This window comes from Halomonas sp. PAMB 3232, assembly GCF_031954225.1.
GTDB lineage: Bacteria > Pseudomonadota > Gammaproteobacteria > Pseudomonadales > Halomonadaceae > Vreelandella.
Genome location: NZ_CP134865.1, coordinates 3,083,337 through 3,102,510 on the forward strand (window position 1 = coordinate 3,083,337; position 19,174 = coordinate 3,102,510).

17 protein-coding genes are annotated in these 19,174 nt (G+C 65.4%); 13 read left to right on the forward strand and 4 right to left on the reverse strand.

Annotation, left to right across the window (positions count from 1 at the left end):
- The first annotated feature begins 29 nt into the window (after positions 1 to 29).
- The 7 genes from mltF (at position 30) to crtB (ending at position 8,146) form a co-directional block, all read left to right on the forward strand.
- Positions 30 to 1,469 carry a membrane-bound lytic murein transglycosylase MltF gene (gene mltF, locus RN346_RS14090; protein WP_311961483.1) on the forward strand — a complete coding sequence of 480 codons (1,440 nt, stop codon included), beginning with the start codon at positions 30 to 32 and terminating at the stop codon, positions 1,467 to 1,469.
- A 47-nt stretch (positions 1,470 to 1,516) separates the two neighbouring features.
- On the forward strand, positions 1,517 to 2,146 hold the full coding sequence (locus RN346_RS14095) for a YtfJ family protein (protein WP_263586189.1): 630 nt from the start codon (positions 1,517 to 1,519) through the stop codon (positions 2,144 to 2,146).
- A gap of 190 nt (positions 2,147 to 2,336) precedes the next feature.
- Positions 2,337 to 3,248 carry a polyprenyl synthetase family protein gene (locus RN346_RS14100; protein ID WP_311961484.1) on the forward strand — a complete coding sequence of 304 codons (912 nt, stop codon included), beginning with the start codon at positions 2,337 to 2,339 and terminating at the stop codon, positions 3,246 to 3,248.
- A gap of 22 nt (positions 3,249 to 3,270) precedes the next feature.
- Positions 3,271 to 4,563: a glycosyltransferase gene (locus RN346_RS14105; protein ID WP_311961485.1), complete on the forward strand. Its 1,293-nt coding sequence runs from the start codon at positions 3,271 to 3,273 to the stop codon at positions 4,561 to 4,563.
- The gene (gene crtY / locus RN346_RS14110) at positions 4,547 to 5,722 is read left to right on the forward strand and encodes a lycopene beta-cyclase CrtY (RefSeq protein ID WP_311961486.1); all 1,176 of its coding nucleotides are present in this window, start codon (positions 4,547 to 4,549) and stop codon (positions 5,720 to 5,722) included. Before RN346_RS14105 ends, crtY begins: the two co-directional genes overlap by 17 nt.
- Positions 5,715 to 7,211, forward strand: a complete 1,497-nt coding sequence (locus RN346_RS14115; RefSeq protein ID WP_311961487.1) for a phytoene desaturase — start codon at positions 5,715 to 5,717, stop codon at positions 7,209 to 7,211. Before crtY ends, RN346_RS14115 begins: the two co-directional genes overlap by 8 nt.
- On the forward strand, positions 7,208 to 8,146 hold the full coding sequence (gene crtB, locus RN346_RS14120) for a 15-cis-phytoene synthase CrtB (RefSeq protein WP_311961488.1): 939 nt from the start codon (positions 7,208 to 7,210) through the stop codon (positions 8,144 to 8,146). Before RN346_RS14115 ends, crtB begins: the two co-directional genes overlap by 4 nt.
- On the opposite strand, the gene RN346_RS14125 is transcribed toward crtB, so the two are convergent.
- On the reverse strand, positions 8,073 to 8,612 hold the full coding sequence (locus RN346_RS14125) for a sterol desaturase family protein (protein WP_263586183.1): 540 nt from the start codon (positions 8,610 to 8,612) through the stop codon (positions 8,073 to 8,075). The two genes, crtB and RN346_RS14125, sit on opposite strands and share 74 nt — an antisense overlap.
- Before the next feature lie 18 nt (positions 8,613 to 8,630).
- On the reverse strand, positions 8,631 to 9,083 hold the full coding sequence (tadA, locus tag RN346_RS14130; protein WP_263586182.1) for a tRNA adenosine(34) deaminase TadA: 453 nt from the start codon (positions 9,081 to 9,083) through the stop codon (positions 8,631 to 8,633).
- Positions 9,084 to 9,149: 66 nt separating this feature from the next.
- On the opposite strand from tadA, the gene RN346_RS14135 reads away from it, so the two are divergent.
- Entirely contained in the window at positions 9,150 to 9,968 is an 819-nt protein-coding gene (locus RN346_RS14135; RefSeq protein WP_311961489.1) for an acyl-CoA thioesterase II, read from the forward strand.
- A gap of 261 nt (positions 9,969 to 10,229) precedes the next feature.
- Here the strand turns inward: RN346_RS14135 and RN346_RS14140 are convergent, their stop codons facing one another.
- Positions 10,230 to 11,501, reverse strand: a complete 1,272-nt coding sequence (locus tag RN346_RS14140) for a malic enzyme-like NAD(P)-binding protein (RefSeq protein ID WP_263586180.1) — start codon at positions 11,499 to 11,501, stop codon at positions 10,230 to 10,232.
- Positions 11,502 to 11,840: 339 nt separating this feature from the next.
- Positions 11,841 to 12,056 carry a 50S ribosomal protein L31 gene (gene rpmE / locus RN346_RS14145; RefSeq protein WP_252106245.1) on the reverse strand — a complete coding sequence of 72 codons (216 nt, stop codon included), beginning with the start codon at positions 12,054 to 12,056 and terminating at the stop codon, positions 11,841 to 11,843.
- A 156-nt stretch (positions 12,057 to 12,212) separates the two neighbouring features.
- On the opposite strand from rpmE, the gene RN346_RS14150 reads away from it, so the two are divergent.
- The 5 genes from RN346_RS14150 (at position 12,213) to hslU (ending at position 19,150) form a co-directional block, all read left to right on the forward strand.
- Positions 12,213 to 14,471, forward strand: a complete 2,259-nt coding sequence (locus RN346_RS14150; protein WP_311961490.1) for a primosomal protein N' — start codon at positions 12,213 to 12,215, stop codon at positions 14,469 to 14,471.
- 208 nt (positions 14,472 to 14,679) lie between these two features.
- Positions 14,680 to 16,365, forward strand: a complete 1,686-nt coding sequence (argS, locus tag RN346_RS14155; protein ID WP_311961491.1) for an arginine--tRNA ligase — start codon at positions 14,680 to 14,682, stop codon at positions 16,363 to 16,365.
- Between the two features lie 3 nt (positions 16,366 to 16,368).
- On the forward strand, positions 16,369 to 17,106 hold the full coding sequence (locus RN346_RS14160; protein ID WP_311958634.1) for an SPOR domain-containing protein: 738 nt from the start codon (positions 16,369 to 16,371) through the stop codon (positions 17,104 to 17,106).
- Positions 17,107 to 17,283: 177 nt separating this feature from the next.
- Complete coding sequence (gene hslV / locus RN346_RS14165; RefSeq protein WP_252106241.1) at positions 17,284 to 17,817, forward strand: ATP-dependent protease subunit HslV; 534 nt, start codon at positions 17,284 to 17,286, stop codon at positions 17,815 to 17,817.
- 10 nt (positions 17,818 to 17,827) lie between these two features.
- Positions 17,828 to 19,150 (forward strand): ATP-dependent protease ATPase subunit HslU, encoded by a 1,323-nt coding sequence (gene hslU, locus RN346_RS14170; protein WP_311961492.1) that lies wholly within the window; start codon positions 17,828 to 17,830, stop codon positions 19,148 to 19,150.
- Positions 19,151 to 19,174: the final 24 nt, after the last annotated feature.

Here is a 19,174-nt window from a genome sequence, read left to right on the forward strand (position 1 = left end):
GACTGCCTGTTTTACACCGACCCCGCGCCATGCCGACACTGTACTGCCGACATTTTCTCGCCCACTACCGCCTTTATTGGGCCGTCATCAGCATTGTCTGGCTGACGCTGGTCCCCGCCGGCGCCGGCAAAACGCCGCACGAGCACCTGGACCGCGTACTGGAAAAGGACTTCATCACCGCGCACACCCGCACCACGCCCACGACCTACTTCGAGGGCCGCCAGGGGCCGACCGGCTTCGAGTACGAGCTTCTACATCGGTTTGCCGAGTACCTGGGCGTGAGCTTGAATCTCGACGCGCGCCACTCACCAGACGAGGTGCTCGACGCGGTACGCGGCCAGGGCGATATCGGCGCCGCCGCCCTGCCGCTTTCCCCCAATACGCCAGGGCTTCACTACACACGGCCGATCATCGACATGCAGCCGCTGGTGGTGTATCGCCGCGGGCTCTACGCCATCAACGGCCCCGCCGACCTGGAAGGGCTCACGGTAGGCACGCTCAGCGCCTCGGGCACCGAGCAGATGCTCGAATCGCTCAAGGACACGCTTCCCGAGCTTGAGTGGCAGGCCCTGGAGGGCAGCGAAATCGCCGAGCTTTTGGCGATGGTCGAAAACGAGGAGCTCGACGCTGCGGTGATTTTCGATCACCAGTTTCGCGTCAACCGCCTGTTTTTCCCCAACGTCGAGCGTGGCTTCGCCGTGGGCGAGCCGCGCTCGTTGGTTTGGGCGCTGCCCGCGGGCCAGGGGCTCGGGCTTCTGGAGGCCGCTGACCGCTTTCTGGACGAGCAGCGCGAAAACGGCGCGCTCGAGCGCCTGATTAGCCGCTACTTCGGCCACGACGACTATCTGGAGTACGTCGGCACGCGGACCTTTTTGAGCCACCTGGACCAGCGCCTGCCGGAGTTCGCGCCGCTGTTCAAACGCGCCGCCCTGGAGACGGGCTTTGACTGGAAGCTGCTGGCGGCGGTGGGCTATCAGGAGTCCCACTGGGACGCGGACGCGGTATCGCCCACCGGCGTGCGCGGGGTGATGATGCTGACCCTGCCCACGGCCAGCGACCTGGGCGTGCAAAACCGGCGCGACCCGGCGCAGAGCATCGACGGCGGTGCGCGCTATTTGAGAAGCCTCATGGAGCGCCTGCCCGAGGAGATTATCGGCGACAACCGCCTCTACATGGCCATGGCCGCCTACAACGTGGGGCTTGGGCACCTGCTCGATGCCCGCGACATCGCCCAAATGCGCGGCGGCGACCCGAACCTGTGGGCAGACGTGCGCGAGGCGCTGCCGCTTTTACAGCAGCGCCGCTGGCACAGCCAGACCCGCTACGGCTTCGCCCGCGGCGGGGAGCCGGTAATCTACGTGCGCAACATTCGCCGCTATTACGAAATGCTGAGCTACGTCGAGCGCAGCCGCCAGCAGTTTTTCCAGCTCGGCCAGACCGGCCTTGCCCAGACCGGCGCATCGCCTTGACGACACCGACCACCCGCACCGGGGCCGCTTGCCCCAGGGAGAGCACCATGCGAAACCGCTTCATCTCAACCGCGGCCGGGCTGACCGCCGCCGCGCTCTGGGTCGCGACAGCGCTCACCCCCGCCTTCGCCTTCGAGACCGGCGAGCCCCCGGCGCCGGTGCGCGTGGCGGACCGCGGGGAAGTGGTGCTCGACGAGGGCGCGCTTCGCTACCAGGTTTGGGACACCAGCGCGCTGGCCGGAAGCGTCGGCGTGGTGCTGCACGTCGCCGGCAGGCTCTCGGCCAAGGACCTGAACGCGCCGATCATCGAGGCGATCGAGGCCGCCCGGTTTCCCGACGAGCGCTTTCAGACCACCACCATCGTCAACACCGACGACGCGGTCTTCGGGAGCGCGATGTTCGTGCGCAAAAGCGTCGAGGGCAGCAAGCGCGACGTCCCCGAGGTGCAGTTCGTGGTGGACGACCAGAGCGCGGTACAGAGCGCCTGGAATCTCGAGCGGGGCGGCTCGGCGGTCATCGTCCACGACGCCGCCGGGCGCGTGCGTTTTGCCAAGGACGGGCCGCTGACGCTCTATGAGGTCAACCACGTCATGGACCTTCTCCACGCGATGCTCGACTCAAGCGAGCCCGAGCCGGGCAGATTCGACGCCCATGTGCTCGGCCAGAACGGACAGTGACGTTCAAGCACCGTGACGTTCAATGGCTGTGACTTTCAAACTCGGTGACTTTCAAGCACTGTCCGTTGATGTTAAAACCTTTTTCATGATGGCCTTCGATGAGCGCAGGCCTTGGCGAGCACGGCGCTGCGTGCTCGCCGCTTGATATAAAACGATGGCCACGAACAACGAAACGCCAGGGACCGCTTTGATGAATGCCGACGCCGACCAACTGACAAGCCACCGAGACCCAACCGAGGCGCTACGCGCGGCTCTGGAGCGGCGACTCGACGAGCGCCTGCCGGCGGCCCCCGAGAGCGAGCGGGTCGCCCGCGCGATGCGCGAGGCCACCCTGGCCCCGGGCAAGCGGATTCGCCCGCTGCTGCTGCTGCTGACCGCCCAGGACCTGACGGCCGACGCCGACACCGACGGCCTGCTCGATCTCGCCTGCGCGGTGGAGATGATCCACGCGGCGTCCCTGATTCTCGACGACATTCCCTGCATGGATAACGCCGAGCTTCGCCGCGGCCGCCCCACCATTCATCGCCAGTTCGGCGAAAGCGTCGCCATTCTGGCGGCGGTGGCGCTGTTGAGCCACGCCTACGCCATCGCCGCCGAGGCGCCCGGGCTTGAAAGCGAACGCCGCGCGACGGCGGTCTCGACGCTTGCTCGCGCGGTGGGCCTTCAGGGGCTGGTCGAGGGGCAGTTTCTGGATTTGAGCGAAGGCGCCGGCGCGCGCAGCGTCGATGCGATTCTCGCCACCAACGACCTCAAGACCAGCAAGCTCTTTAGCGCCACGCTGTCACTGGCAGGCCTGGCGGCCAACGCCGACGAGCACGCCCAAAAGGCGCTTGCGCTGTTCGCCGAAGATCTCGGTCAGGCCTTTCAATTGATCGACGATTTGGCCGACGGTGTGATGGGCACCGGCAAGGATCTTCATCAGGACATCGGCAAGTCGACGCTGGTGGCAACGCTTGGCGAGCGCGCCGTGCGCGAGCGCCTGGACGCTCACCTGGCCCGCGCCGACACGCACCTGGCCGCCGCCTGCCCCACAGGCGGGCGCACCCGCGCCTTCGTGCAGGGCTGGTTTCACCAGCAGCTCGCCGTGATCGGCGCGCCTTGAGCCGGCCAGAAGGAGCGCCCTCATGAGCCACTTCGCCATCGTGGCCCCGGCGCTTTACAGCCACGTCAAGGCGCTTGAGGCGCTTGGTGCCGGCCTGATCGCCCGCGGCCACCGGGTCACGTTCGTTCATCAGGCCGACGCTCGGCCGCTGGTCAGCGAGCCGGGCATCGGCTTTTTCGCCGTCGGTCAACAAAGCCACCCCGAAGGGCGCATGGCGCGCACGCTCGAGCGGCTAGCCAGCCCTTCCGGCGCCGGGCTCTTCGCCATGATTCGCGATCTGGCCGAGACCACCGACATGCTCTGCCGCGAGCTGCCCGCCGCCTTTGAGACGCTCGGCATCGACGGCGTGATCGCCGATCAGATGGAGTCCGCCGGCGCCCTGGTCGCCGAGGGGCTCGGTTTGCCGTTCGTGTCGGTGGCCTGCGCGCTGCCGGTCAACCGCGAGGCGGGCCTTCCGCTGCCGGTGATGCCGTTTCGCCTGGCCGAGTCTGAGCGAGCCCGCGGCATGTACGCCACCAGCGAGCGCATTTATGATCAAATGATGGGCCGCCACGCGAAGGTCGTCGAGCGCCACGCCCACGCCTTCGGGCTGTCGCCGCGCCGCGGGCTTCACGAGTGCCTGTCACCGCTTGCCCAGATCAGCCAGACGCCGCTCGCCTTCGATTTCCCCCGTACCGCGCTTCCCGACACCTTCCACGCCGTCGGCCCGCTGCGCCTGCCAAACGCCGGCGCCCGCCACCAACCCCTGGAGGCGCTGGCGCTTCCAAAGCGCTTCGTGTTCGCCTCGCTCGGCACGCTGCAGGGCCACCGCTTTGGACTCTTCAAGAAGATCGCCCGCGCGTGCCGCCGTCAGGGCAAGGCGCTGTTGATCGCTCACTGTGGCAAGCTGAATGACGCGCAGGAAGCGGCGCTTGTGCGCGCTGGGGCCACCGCGGCGGTCGGTTTCGTCGACCAGCGCGAAGCGCTTGCCCGCAGTGAGGCGGTCATCACCCACGGCGGGCTCAACACCGTGGTCGATGCCATCGACACCACCACGCCGATGCTGGTCGTGCCGCTGGCCTTCGACCAGCCAGGCGTGGCGGCGCGGGTGCTGTATCACGGCCTTGGCGAGCGCGCCTTCAACTTCTCGCGCCCGGCCACGCTGGCGCAAAAGCTCGCCCGTCTCGACGCGTTTGATTATCGTGAACGGCTCACCGCGCTTCAGGCGCCGCTTCGCGCCGCCGGCGGGGCTGACAAAGCCGCCGCCATCGCCGAGCAGGCGCTGACCACGCACCGCCCGGTTTACACGGAGAGCGCCCATGAAGCAGTCGTATGATCTCATTCTCGTCGGCGCGGGGCTTGCCAACGCCCTGATCGCCTGGCGGCTTGGCAAGCGCCACCCGAACCTCGACGTGCTGGTGATCGAATCCGGCTCCCGCCCCGGCGGCAACCACACCTGGTCGTTTCACCAGCACGATTTGAGTTCTGAGCAGCACGCCTGGATTGAGCCATTCGTGGCGCATCGCTGGCCCGGCTACGAGGTGCGCTTTCCCGCGTTCAGCCGGCATCTAAAAAGCGACTACCTGAGCGTGACCGCCGAGCGCTTTGCGAAGGTGCTCGAGGATGATCTCGGCGAGCGGCTTTTGACCGATACCCGCGTTGCCACCGTCACCCCGACCGGCGTGACGCTCGAAGACGGCACGGCGCTCACAGCGGCCGCGGTGATCGACGGGCGCGGCCCACAAGCGTCGCCGCACCTGACCATCGGCTATCAGTCGTTTCTGGGCCAGCAGTGGCGGATCAAAACGCCCCACGGGCTGACCCGGCCGATCATGATGGACGCCACCGTTGATCAACAGGGCGGCTACCGCTTCGTCTACAGCCTGCCGCTCGATGACCGGACGCTTCTGATCGAGGACACCCACTACGTCGACGCAGCGGATTTGGACCCGGCGCTGGCCCGCGACAACCTTGCCGCCTACGCCGAGCGTCAGGGCTGGGCGCTCGAAACGCTGGAGCGCGAAGAGCACGGCCATCTGCCGATCACCCTGGACGGCGATATCGACGCCTTCTGGCTGGCAGCCCAGAACCAGCCGAGAAGCGGGCTGCGCGCCGGGCTCTTTCACGCCACCACCGGCTACTCGCTGCCCCACGCGGTGGCGCTGGCAGACGAGATCGCCGCGCAGACGCATTTCGACGCCGCGTCGCTGTTCCAGCTGATCGAAGATTTCGCGAGGCGGCGCTGGCGGCAGCAGCGGTTTTTTCGCATGCTCAACCGCATGCTGTTTCTGGCAGGCCAACCGGGCCGGCGCTGGCAGGTCATGCAGCGCTTCTACACGCTGAACGACGGCTTGATCGAGCGCTTCTACGCCGGTCGGCCCACGCTTTTGGACAAGGTGCGCATCGTCTCCGGCAAGCCCCCGGTGCCGGTGCGCGAGGCCATCCCGGCCGTGCTTAAACAAACCCCTCGGCTGCGAGCTTTTAAAGATGAGTAAAACGATCGTAATTGGCGCGGGCTTTGGCGGCCTGGCGCTGGCCATCCGGCTGCAGGCCGCGGGCATTCCGACGCTGCTTCTGGAAAGCCGCGACAAGCCCGGCGGGCGGGCCTACGTGTACGAGGACGAAGGCTTCGTGTTTGACGCCGGCCCCACGGTGATCACCGACCCGAGCGCCCTCGAGGAGCTTTTCACGCTTGCCGGTAAATCGATCGACGAGTACGTCGAGCTCTTACCCGTCACGCCGTTCTACCGGCTTTGCTGGGAGTCCGGCGAGGTGTTCGATTACGACAACGACCAGGCAAGCCTCGAGCGCCAGATCAATCACTTCAACCCAAAAGACGTCGAGGGCTACCACCGCTTTCTCGACTACTCGAAGGCGGTGTTCGACGAGGGCTACGTCAAGCTCGGCACGGTGCCGTTTTTGAGCTTTCGCGACATGCTGCGCGCCGCCCCCCAGCTTGCCAAACTGCAGGCCTGGAAGAGCGTTTACGCCAAGGTATCGCAGTACATCGAGGACGAGCACCTGCGCCAGGCGTTCTCGTTTCACTCGCTGCTGGTCGGCGGCAACCCGTTTGCCACCTCGTCGATCTACACGCTGATCCACGCGCTGGAGCGCAAATGGGGCGTGTGGTTTCCCCGTGGCGGCACCGGCGCGCTGGTCAAGGGCATGGCGAAGCTGTTCGAGGACCTCGGCGGCGAGATACTGGTCAACGCCAAGGTCGAGCGTATCGAGATGCAGGGCAACCGCGCCCGCGGCGTGACGCTTGCCGATGGCCGCGAAATCCCGGCGCGGGCCGTGGCGTCGAATGCCGACGTAGTGCACACCTACGAAAAACTCCTCGGCCACCACCCGGTGGGGGCGAAGCGAGCCAAAAAGCTCAAGGGCAAGCGCATGAGCAACTCGCTGTTCGTGCTCTACTTTGGCCTCGATCACAACCACACTCAGCTCGCCCACCACACGGTCTGCTTCGGGCCGCGCTATCGCGAGCTGATCGATGAAATCTTCAACAGCGATGAGCTGGCCGAGGATTTCTCGCTCTACCTGCACGCACCGTGTGTCACCGACCCCTCGCTTGCCCCCGAAGGCTGCGGCAGCTACTACGTGCTGGCGCCGGTGCCACATCTGGGCACCGCCGCGCTCGACTGGGACGTCGAAGGGCCGAAGCTGCGCGAGCGCATCTTCGACTATCTGGAGAAGCACTACATGCCGGGCTTGAGAAGCCAGCTCGTCACCCACCGCACGTTCACGCCGTTCGATTTTCGCGATACGCTCGGCGCCCACCAGGGCTCGGCGTTCTCGATCGAGCCGATTCTGACCCAGAGCGCCTGGTTTCGCCCGCACAACCTGGACAGCCAGATCGACAACCTGTATCTGGTCGGCGCCGGTACCCACCCGGGCGCGGGCATTCCCGGGGTGATCGGCTCCGCCAAGGCGACCGCCGGGTTGATGGTGGAGCGGCTAACGTCAGAGAAGGAAAACGCATGAGCGAGGCGCTGCTCGATCATGCCACGGTGACCATGGCGGCGGGCTCGAAGAGCTTCGCCAGCGCCTCGAAACTGTTCGACCCCGCCACCCGCCGCGCCGCGCTGATGCTCTACGCCTGGTGTCGCCACTGTGACGACGTGATCGACGACCAGACCCTGGGCTTTTACAACGCGCCCTCGGAAGGCGAGCAAAAAGCGCAGAGCGAGGCGCGCCTGGCCGAGCTCAAGGCCCAGACCGCGCGCGCCTTCAAAGGCGAGCCGATGGAGGAGCCCGCCTTCGCCGCCTTCCAGGAAGTGGCGCTGACCCACGACATTCCGCCCTCCCAGGCCTTCGATCACCTGGAAGGCTACGCCATGGATGTGCGCGACGAGCGTTATGAAACCCTGGATGACACGCTGCGCTACTGCTACCACGTGGCCGGCGTGGTCGGGCTGATGATGGCCCGCGTGATGGGCGTGCGCGACGAGGCGGTACTCGATCGCGCCTGCGACCTGGGACTCGGCTTTCAGCTGACCAATATCGCCCGCGACATCGTCGAGGACGCCGAGGCGGGGCGCTGCTACGTGCCCGGGGAGTGGCTGCGAGAGGAGGGCTTGAGCGTTGCGGACATTCTCGACCCGAGCCAGCGCGAGGCGCTTGCGCGCGTCTCCAAGCGTTTGATCGCGGCGGCGGAGCCCTACTACGCCTCGGCGCGCATCGGCATCGAGCGGCTGCCGCTGCGCTCGGCCTGGGCGATCGCCACCGCGCTCGGGGTGTATCGCAAAATCGGTGTGAAGGTGACTCGCGCGGGCAAACTCGCCTGGAATGGGCGTCAAAGTACCGGGCGAAGTGAAAAAGTCGCGCTTTTGCTGGCCGGCGGGGCTAGCGCGCTGGGTTCTCGCGCTCGGCGGAGCTCGACGCCTCGCTCGATGAGCCTTTGGCAGCGCCCGCGCTAGCGGCCTTACGGCGTCGCAGCGTGGCCTCGAGCGTCTCCACCGGCGGGGCGTAGATGAAGCCAAACGACACGCCACCGTGGCGGCCCTTCACCGCGTGATGCAGCCGATGAGCCTTGTAAAGACGCTTCATGTAGCCGCGCCGGGGAATCAGGCTGAACGGCCAGCGCTTGTGCACGAGGCCGTCGTGAAGCACGAAGTAGATCACCCCGTAGGCGGTCATGCCGGCACCGATCCACTGCAGCGGCCACGCGCCGGCGGTGCCGTAGGCGATCAGCACGATGGCGAGTAGCGCGAAGACGACCGCGTAAAGGTCGTTGCGCTCGAACCAGCCGGTGCGCGGCTCGTGGTGCGAGCGGTGCCAGCCCCAGCCAAAGCCGTGCATGATGTACTTGTGGGCGAGTGTGGCCACCACTTCCATGCAGGCGACGGTGAGCACCACGATCAGCGTATTGAGCAGCACGTGCATCGTGCCTCCTTGGGCGGGTTAGCGGCGCTCTGCAAAGAACGCCTTCAGGAGCTTTTTCGAAGCGCCGGCCAATACGCCCGCCTCGACCTCGACGCGGTGATTGAACCAGGGCTGAGCGAGCAGGTTGGCCTTCGATTCGACCATGCCGGTGCGCGGCTCGGCGGCGGCGTAGACCAGCCGTTGGATGCGCGCGTGGACCATGGCGCCGGCGCACATCATACAAGGCTCCAATGTGACATACAGGGTGCAGCCGTCAAGGCGATAGTTGCCAAGCGCCTCGCCCGCCGCGCGCAGCGCGCGAATTTCCGCGTGGGCGCTGGGGTCACGGCTTTCGACCGGGGCGTTGTGGGCGGCCCCGATGATCTCGCCTTGTGGGTCGACCACCACCGCGCCTACCGGCACCTCGCCGGCGGCGGCCGCCCGGTGCGCCTGATCCAACGCCCGGTACATGTAAAATTCGTCGCTGCGCATCGGGGCGAACTCCGCTAAGGTAGCCAGTCGATCGAGAAAGCGGCTAAACGCCATAGGATACCGAGAATGAACGACGCGCTGAAGACGCTACTGAATCTGCTGGATCTCGAGCCCCTGGAGGAGACGCTGTTTCGCGGCCAGAGCCAGGACCTGGGCTTCCCCCAGCTCTACGGCGGCCAGGTGCTCGGCCAGGCCCTGGCGGCGGCGTCTCGCACCGTGGAGCCCGAGCGCCTGCCCCACTCCCAGCACGGCTACTTTCTGCGCCCGGGCGACCCGCACCGCCCGGTGGTCTACCAGGTGGACAACGTGCGCGACGGCGGCAGCTTCACGACTCGCCGCGTCACCGCGATCCAGAAGGGCCGGCCGATCTTTTTCTGCAGCGCCTCGTTTCAGAGCCCGGAAGCGGGGTTTACCCACCAGCTCATCATGCCCGACGTGCCAGCTCCGGAAACGCTGATCGAAGAGGGCAACGTCAAGCACGAGCGCTTCCCCGGCCACCCGATCGAGTTTCTGCACCTCGACCACAACCCGAGCCCGGCGGCGCCGGCCGGGCGTGGGCTCTGGTTTCGCATCAAGGGAAAGCTTCCCGAGGATCCGGCGCTTCACCGCCACCTGCTCTCCTACTCGTCGGACTTCAACCTCTTGACCACCGGGCTGATTCCCCACGGGGTCGAGTTCGGCGACCCGAAGCTTCGTATCGCAAGCCTCGATCACGCGCTGTGGCTGCACCAGGACACCCGCGTCGACGAGTGGCTCTTCTACTCCATCGACTCGCCCTGGGCCGGCAGCGCCCGAGGCTTGGCCCGCGGCAGCATTTTCGACCGCCAGGGGCGGCTCGTTGCCTCCACCGCCCAGGAAGGGCTGACACGCTATCCCCAGGCCTGATTCGTTGAAAAGGATCGCGGTTGGTGGGCCCAGAAGCAACCCTGCGCGGGGGCGCCATGAATACGTCCTTGTAGGCTACTTTCGCCATCTGACCGCCATGGATGGCGGGAATGCCGAATATGCAGGAGCAATCTTCGGCAATGGCGAAAGACCCCCGCTCAGGTTTGCTTCTGGGCGCAAGTATATTGGAGGGGCTCCACAGCCCTTCAATCAAAAAAAGCCCGTCAATGACGGGCTTTGTCGATCTGTTCGAAAGCTTTTCTAGCCGCCGTACACGTTATTGATCGTTTTCAGCGGATAGTGCGCCGGATACGGCTTGCGCGCCACCCCCGAATCCACGGCGGCCCGAGCGACGGCGGCGGAGACGCGCTCCAACAGGCGCACGTCTACCGGTGTAGGGATGATGTACTCGCGCCCGAAGCTCATCTCGGTGCGCTCGTAGGCGTTGAGCACCTCTTCCGGCACCGGCTCGCGGGCCAAATCCTTCAGCGCATGCACCGCGGCGAGCTTCATCGCCTCGTTGATGCGCGTGGCGCGCACGTCCAAAGCCCCGCGGAAGATGAACGGAAAGCCCAGTACATTGTTGACCTGATTGGGAAAATCCGAGCGGCCGGTGGCCATGATCACGTCCGGGCGCGCCTCGCGGGCGACGTCCGGGTGGATCTCAGGGTCCGGGTTGGTGCAGGCAAAGATGACCGGATCGGCGGCCATCTTCTTGACCTGCTCGGCGCTCAAAAGGCCGGGGCCAGAGAGGCCGATGAAGACGTCGGCGCCGTCGATGGCGTCATCAAGGGTGCGCATCTCGGTGTCGCGGGCGAATTCCGCCTTGTACTCGTTGATGTTTTCGCGCCCACTATGAATCACGCCGCGCCGGTCGAGCATCACCAGATTCTCGGCGCTGGCGCCGCAGCTGATCAGAAGACGCATGCAGGCGATCGCCGCGGCCCCTGCGCCCATGCAGACGATGTTGACGTCCTCGATGCGCTTGCCGGCGATCTCCAGAGCGTTGAGCATGCCCGCGGCGGTGACGATCGCAGTGCCGTGCTGATCGTCGTGGAAGACCGGAATCGAACAGCGCTCGATCAGCGCCTTTTCGATCTCGAAACACTCCGGTGCCTTGATGTCCTCCAGGTTGATGCCGCCCCAGGTATCAGCGATGCGCGCCACGGTGTCGATGAACGCCTGCGGATTCTCGGCGTCGACCTCGATGTCCACTGAGTTGATGCCGGCGAAGCACTTGAACAGCACCCCCTTGCCTTCCATGACCGGTTTGCTGGCCAGCGGCCCCAGGTTGCCCAGGCCCAGAATGGCGCTGCCGTCGGAAATGACGGCGACCAGATTGCCCTTGCCGGTGTAGCGGTAGGCGTTTTCCGCATCGGCGGCGATTTCGCGTACCGGCTCCGCCACGCCCGGGCTGTAAGCCAGCGACAGATCACGAGCGGTGGCGGTGGACTTGGTTAACTCGACCGATAGCTTTCCTGGAATGGGGTTGGCGTGATAGTCGAGCGCTGCCTGCCGGTTCGCGTCTGTCATGGTCAAATCCGTTATCCTAAAGTTGAAAAGTGCTTCAAGAGTATAGAAAAAGCCGAAGACCCTCAAGCGCCGTCAACTCGACTCTTGATTTCGACATTTGGCTACACGTTGACTAACTATGGAAACTTTTAAGCTCTATTTGGTAGAACTTATAACGAAGAGCGTGAGCCATAACGCTTTACTTATTGATGCGCCGCAGCATTTATGGAAAAATTTTTCATTATCTCGCAGGCATCAGTTCGTAGGCACAAGCTCGTGGGCACGAGTACGTGGGCATAAAAAAACCCACGCCGAAGCGTGGGTCTTTGGCACCCGGCACGTGGCCGGCAAGCGGGCGTTTTAGCCGCGCTTCATGGCAGCGCCGAAGCGCTTGTTGAAGCGCTCTACGCGGCCACCGGTGGTCGCTTGCTTCTGCTTGCCCGTGTAGAACGGGTGGCAGTTGGAGCACACGTCCAGAGAGAAGTCCTGACCAGAAGTCGAACCCACCTGGAAGGCGTTGCCACAAGAACACGTCGCGGTGACCGTGTTGTAATTCGGGTGAATACCTTGTTTCATCGTGAACCTCACTCGCTTATGCCGCCACCTGATCCGTTGCCAGGCACCGCATAGGGGGTTGAAATAACTGCTTAACCGGATAGTCGCTCACATAAAACCGGGTTGGTAAAACGTGTAGCGGGCGCATATTCTAGCAACTTTTACGCCGGAGGCCAATTGCCCGTTCCCTTTTCTTCAACGCCCGCTCCAAAGGCGCCCACGGCCCCCGGCGCGCTTCAGGTGGCCCTGCCCTCGCCGCTGCGTCAGCTGTTTGACTACCTGCCCGGCCGCGAGCCACCGGCCGGCGGCTGGCAGCCGGGACTTCGCGTGCGCGTACCGTTTGGTCGGCGCGACGTTGTGGGTGTCGTGATCAATTTGCTCGATCGAAGCACACTGCCCCGCGAAAAGTTAAAACCGATTTCCGAAGTGCTCGATGAGGCGCCGCTGCCGGAGGACTGGCAGTGGCTTTGCCACTTCACCGCGCGCTACTACCAGCACGGTCTGGGCGACACCATGCAGCTGGCCATGCCGGCAAGACTGCGCCAGGGCTACCCCATGGCCGGGCGCACCTTTACCCAGTGGCAGGCCGTTGGCGAGCAAACGCCGGACTCACTTAAAAATGCCCCCAAACAGGCCGAGCTTTACGCGCTTTTGCGCCAGCACGCTCACGGCCTGCCGACCCAGGCAATCAGCGCCCACGGCTATACCAAAGAGCAACTCAACGCGCTTGCCCGCAAGGGGCTAATCACCTCAACGGAGCTTGCCCGCCAGGCAGGCCGGCGGGCTGACACCGCGTCAAATCTGCTCGCCTCGCCGTCGCTTGCGCTCAACCGCGAGCAGGCAGCGGCGCTGGCCGCGCTGCACGAAAACCTGAACGGCTACCACCCCTGCCTGCTGGAAGGCGTCACCGGCAGCGGCAAGACCGAAATCTATCTGCAGCTGATCGAGGCGGTCGCCGCCAGGGGCAAACAGTCGCTGGTGCTGGTGCCGGAGATCGGCCTGACCCCGCAAACGCTTTCGCGCTTTAAAAGCCGCTTCAATGTACCCGTGGTGGCGCTGCACTCCGGGCTCAACGACGCCGAGCGCATGGACGCCTGGGAGGCCGCCGCCGACGGGCGCGCGCTGATCGTGATCGGCACCCGCTCGGCGATCTTCACGCCGCTGGCAAAACCCGGGGTGATCATCGTCGACGAGGAGCACGACGGCTCCTACAAGCAGCACGACGGGCTTCGCTACCACGCCCGCGATTTGGCCGTGGCCCGCGCCCACCATCACCAGATCCCACTGCTGCTGGGCAGCGCCACGCCGTCGCTCGAGAGCCTTCAGCGCGCGCTGGCCGGCGACTACCGCCACCTGCGCCTCACCCAACGCCCGAGCCGCCACCCGCCGGCCAAACTCGAACTTCTGGATCTTCGTCATCAGCGCCGCCAGGGCGGGCTGCTACCCGGCGCGCTCAAGGCGATCACGTCGACCCTGGCTGCCGGCAAGCAGGTGCTGGTGTTCATCAACCGGCGCGGCTTCGCCCCCAGGCTTGCCTGCCACGGCTGCGGCTGGATGGCGGACTGCCACCAGTGCGACGCGCGCATGACGCTGCACCGCCAGCCGCCGCTGCTGGCTTGCCACCACTGCGACAGCCGCCGGGCGCTGCCGGACGCCTGCCCCGAGTGTGGCAGCGGCGATTTGCGCGCGCTCGGCGCCGGCACCGAGCGCACCGAGGAGACGCTGACGGGGCTTTTTCCCGACACCACGATTCATCGCATCGACCGCGACAGCACCCGGCGTAAGGACAGCTTCGACCAGGTGCTCAAGGAGGTTCACCGCGGCGAGCCGTGCATTCTGGTCGGCACTCAGATGCTCGCCAAGGGCCATCACCTGCCCCACGTCACGCTCGTGGTGGTGATCAACGCCGACGGCGGGCTCTACAGCGCGGACTTTCGCGCGCTCGAGCACAGCGCCCAACTGCTCGAGCAGGTGGCCGGGCGCGCCGGACGCGCCGCCCACCCGGGCCGGGTGCTGGTGCAGACCCTGCACCCGGACGACCCGCACCTTGGCCAGCTGGCCGAGCACGGCTACGGGGCGCTGGCGCGCAACCTGCTCGAAGAGCGGCGGCTGGCCAAGCTGCCGCCGTTTGGCTTCATGGCGCTGTTACGCCTGGAGAGCCCGAAGGAGCCGGCCGCGCTTTCGCTTGCACAAGACGCTGCCCAGGCGCTGAGAGAGTGGCTCAAGGTAGCTAACGTGCAGGCGCGCTGTCTGGGGCCGGTGCCCGCGCCGATGGAGCGGCGCCAAAATCGCTACCACGTGCACGTGCTGATCGCCGCCGACAAGCGCAGCCAGCGCCACGCCGCGGCCAACTACCTGGTCCAGTGGCTGGACGCCCACCGCGAGGCGCGCAGCGTGCGCTGGTCGATCGACATCGACCCGCAGACGCTGGCGTAGACGCTGGCAAGCCCAAACAAGGCGACGAGCGTTCGCTTTCGAACCCGATACGGCTTTGAAAGTGAGCGCCAATTGCCGATAATGGCGGTTTTATGTGTACCGGGCCTTTTTGCGTCGATGCTCTCAAACGTCAACATCGACCGCCCCTTTATTACCGAACGCGCACGATTAAACGCACACGCCGCCACCCAAAATTTCGGATATGCAAATGAAAGAGACGATCACCTCCCTGCTCCAGGGCGCCATCGATGCGCTAAAGCATCAGGGCGTGCTGCCTGTTGATCTGACCCCGACGATCAAGATCGACCCGACCAAAGACAAGGCCCACGGCGATTACGCCACCAACCTCGCGCTGATGTTGGCCAAACCCGCAGGCCTCAAGCCGCGCGAGCTCGCCGAGAAGCTCCTCGAGGCGCTGCCCGAAAGCGACGCGATCGCCAACACCGAGATCGCCGGCCCCGGTTTCATCAACTTCTTTGCCGCCACGGACGCCGCCGCACAGATCATCGCGCAGGTGCTCGACGCCGGCGACGCCTTTGGGCGAAGCCTCGTCGGCCAGGGCGAAAAGGTCCAGGTCGAGTTCGTCTCTGCCAACCCGACCGGCCCCTTGCACGTTGGCCACGGCCGGGGCGCCGCCATCGGCGACTGCCTGTGCCGGCTTCTCGAGGCCACAGGGTATGACGTCACCCGCGAGTTCTACTACAACGACGCCGGCGCCCAGATCCAGAATCTGGCCCTTTCCGTGCAGGCCCGCGCCAAAGGGCTTGGCCCGGACGACGCCAGCTGGCCCGAAGACGGCTACCGCGGCGACTACATCAACGACGTTGCCCAAGACTACCTGGCCGGCAAGACCGTCTCTGCCGACGACCGGGAAGTGACCGGCAAGGCGGACCCGGAGGATCTCGACGCCATTCGCGATTTTTCTGTTGCCTGGCTTCGCCGCGAGCAGGATCTGGACCTCAAGGCCTTTGGCGTAGCGTTCGACGTCTACTTTCTCGAATCGTCGCTCTACGAGCAGGGCAAGGTCGAAAAAACCGTCGAGCGACTGGTCGCCAACGGCCACACCTACGAGGAAGACGGCGCGATGTGGCTGCGCACCACCGACTTCGGTGATGACAAGGACCGCGTGATGCGCAAGCAGGACGGCGGCTACACCTACTTTTTGCCGGACGTGGCGTATCACCACGACAAGTGGAGCCGCGGTTTCAAGACCGTCATCAACGAGCAGGGCGCCGACCACCACTCCACCGTCACCCGCGTACGCGCCGGTCTCCAGGCGCTGGAAGTCGGCATTCCGAAGGGCTATCCGGACTACGTACTGCACCAGATGGTGATGGTGACCCGCTCCGGCGTCGAGGTGAAGCTCTCCAAGCGCGCCGGCAGCTACGTCACGCTGCGCGATCTGATCGACGAAGTAGGCCGCGACGCCACGCGCTTTTTCCTCGCCGCGCGCCGGGCCGACTCCCAGCTCACCTTCGATATCGACCTGGCCCGCTCGCAGTCCAACGACAACCCGGTCTACTACGTGCAGTACGCCCACGCCCGCGTGTGCAGCATGATGAGAAAGGCCGACGCCGAATCCCGCGCCTTCGATTTCGATCAGGCGATGGCAAATCTGGCGAGCCTAGACAGCGACCAGGAGAAGGCGGTGCTCAATCGCCTGGCGCGCTACCCGGAAGTGGTCGAGCAGGCCGCCCGCGCCCGCGAGCCGCAGCAAATCTCCCAGTACCTGCTGGATCTGGCCGCGGACTTTCACACCTGTTACAACGCGGTGAAAGTGATGGTCGACGATGATGCCACCCGAAACGCACGTTTGGCGCTGGGCCTGGCCACCCGCCAGGTGCTGCGCAACGGGCTCGATCTCATGGGGGTCAGCGCCCCGGAGGAGATGTAAACCATGGCCAAAGCGCGCAAGCGGCCCAGCCGTCGCGGAGCGACCAGCCAGCGCAAGACGCCGAAAGAGCCCGGCAGCGGTTTTCGCCTGCCGGGCTGGCTCTGGGCGCTGGCCGGTATCGCCGTGGGGTTCTTTCTGGCCCAGCATCAGCACGGCACCGCCCCCTGGCAGGAGCAAAATGCCACGCCAGAGGCGACGGTGCTGCCAAAGCCGCCGGGTAGCGACGAGCGCAGCGCCGCGCGCCAGACCGAAGGAGACGCCGAGCCCTCGATGCCGACCTTCGAGTTCTACACCCTGCTGCCGGAAACCGAAGTCATCGCCCCGGGTGGGGCGCTGCCCTCGACGGTCAATCGCCCGGAAGCGCCGCCAGCCGATTCCAATACTGACGGCGCCTCCGGTGATGATCCGATCGCCCAGGTGATCGCCGCCAACACTCGCCCGGAGGAGCAGGCCCAAAGCGCCCCGGCAACGCCCGCCGAGCCCGCGGCACAAGCGCCCGCCACGCCCAATCGCTACATGCTGCAGGCGGCGTCGTTCAAGGAGTTAGGGGATGCCGAGCAGCTGCGCTCGCGACTTCGCAACCTGAGCCTGTTGGCCCAGATCACCGAAGTGCAGGCCAGCGGCGATATCTGGCACCGCGTTCAGGTCGGGCCTTACGAGGACACTCGCGAGCTCAACCGCGCCCAGGACCTGATGGCGACCCAGGGCATCGAGCCGCTGCTCATCCAGCTGCAAAACTAGCGCGCCCCGCGTGGGCGCGGCCATAAAAGCCAGGCAGAACCCTATGCGGGCGGTTGATTTTTTATCGACCGCCCGCATTTTGTGGTGAATCGCTCAGGTTTTTTACGCGCTTTAGTTGCGGCCGCCAGGCGGCCGATAAGTTATCGGGAGTCTTTTCTCCCTCAAGGAGTCATCTCCATGACCACGATCGTATCCGTACGCCGCGGCAACCAGGTCGCCCTCGCCGGCGACGGCCAGGTATCGCTTGGCAACACCGTGATGAAGGGCAACGCCAGCAAGGTGCGCCGCCTCTATCGGGGCAAGGTGCTCGCGGGCTTCGCCGGCGGCACGGCGGACGCCTTCACTCTGTTCGAGCGTTTTGAGGCGCAGCTCGAGAAATATCAGGGCCATCTGACCAAGGCCGCCGTGGAGCTGGCAAAAGACTGGCGCACCGATCGCGCACTGCGCCGGCTCGAGGCCCTTCTGGCCGTGGCGGATCACAGCGCCTCATTGATCATCACCGGCAACGGCGACGTCGTCGAGCCGGAGCGCGGCATCATCGCCATCGGCTCTGGCGGCAACTTCGCCCAAGCCAGCGCCCGCGCCCTTCTGGAAAACACCGAGCTCGGCGCGCGGGAAATCACTGAAAAATCCCTGCAAATCGCGGGCGACATCTGCGTATTCACCAATCACCACGTCACGCTCGAAGAGCTGAACATCGACGACCGTTGAGGCCTTATTCATGACCCAGATGACCCCCCGCGAAATCGTTCACGCCCTCGACCAGTACATCATCGGCCAGAAGGACGCCAAGCGCGCCGTGGCGATCGCTTTGCGTAACCGCTGGCGGCGCATGCAGCTCGATGCCGATCTGCGCCCGGAAGTCACGCCGAAGAACATCCTGATGATCGGCCCGACCGGCGTGGGCAAGACCGAGATCGCCCGCCGTTTGGCCAAGCTCGCCCGCGCGCCGTTCATCAAGGTGGAAGCGACCAAGTTCACCGAGGTGGGCTATGTCGGCCGCGACGTTGAGTCGATCATTCGTGACCTGATGGAAGCCGCGATCAAGATGGTGCGCGAGCACGCCAAGGAGGAGGTCGGTCACCGCGCCGAGGACGCCGCCGAAGACCGCGTGCTCGATGCCCTGCTGCCCCCGCCGCGCGGCCAGGAAGACAAGCCGCGCGAAGAGAACGCCACCCGCCAGTCGTTTCGCAAGAAGCTCCGCGAAGGCCAGCTTGACGACAAGGAGATCGAGATCGAGGTCTCATCCCAGGGCCAGGGCGTCGACATCATGACCCCGCCGGGCATGGAGGAGATGACCAACCAGCTGCAAAGCCTGTTCTCCAACATGGGCCAGCAAAAGCGCGAGCAGCGCAAGGTCACGGTGAAAGAGGCGCTGGTGCTCTTGCGCGACGAGGAAGCCGGAAAGCTCGTCAACGAGGAGGAGATCAAGGCCCGCGCGGTAGAGTCCGTCGAGCAGCACGGCATCGTGTTTTTGGACGAGATCGATAAGGTGGCCAAGGGCAGCGGCCAGTCCAGCGGCGGCGAGGTGTCCCGCGAAGGCGTGCAGCGCGATCTGCTGCCGCTGATCGAGGGCTCGACCGTCTCCACCAAGTACGGCATGGTCAAGACTGACCACATTCTGTTCATCGCCTCCGGCGCGTTCCACCTATCGCGGCCTTCCGATCTGATTCCGGAGCTTCAGGGCCGCCTGCCGATTCGCGTCGAGCTCGATGCGCTCACGCCCCACGACTTCAAGCGCATCCTGACCGAGCCTTCGGCCTCGCTGACCAAGCAGTACCAGGCGCTGCTCGCTACCGAAGGTCTGGACGTCGACTTCACCGAGGACGGTATCGAGCGCATCGCCGAGATCTCCTGGCAGGTCAACGAAGGTACCGAGAACATCGGCGCTCGGCGCCTGCACACCGTGATGGAGCGCCTGCTCGAAGAGGCTTCCTTCAAGGGCGGCGATATGGATAGCCCCCTGGTGGTCGATGCCGACTACGTCAACGCGCAACTTGGCGAGCTGGCGGTCGACGAGGACCTCTCGCGCTACATTCTGTAAGCTCGAGCGACCTGCGCGTTGCAG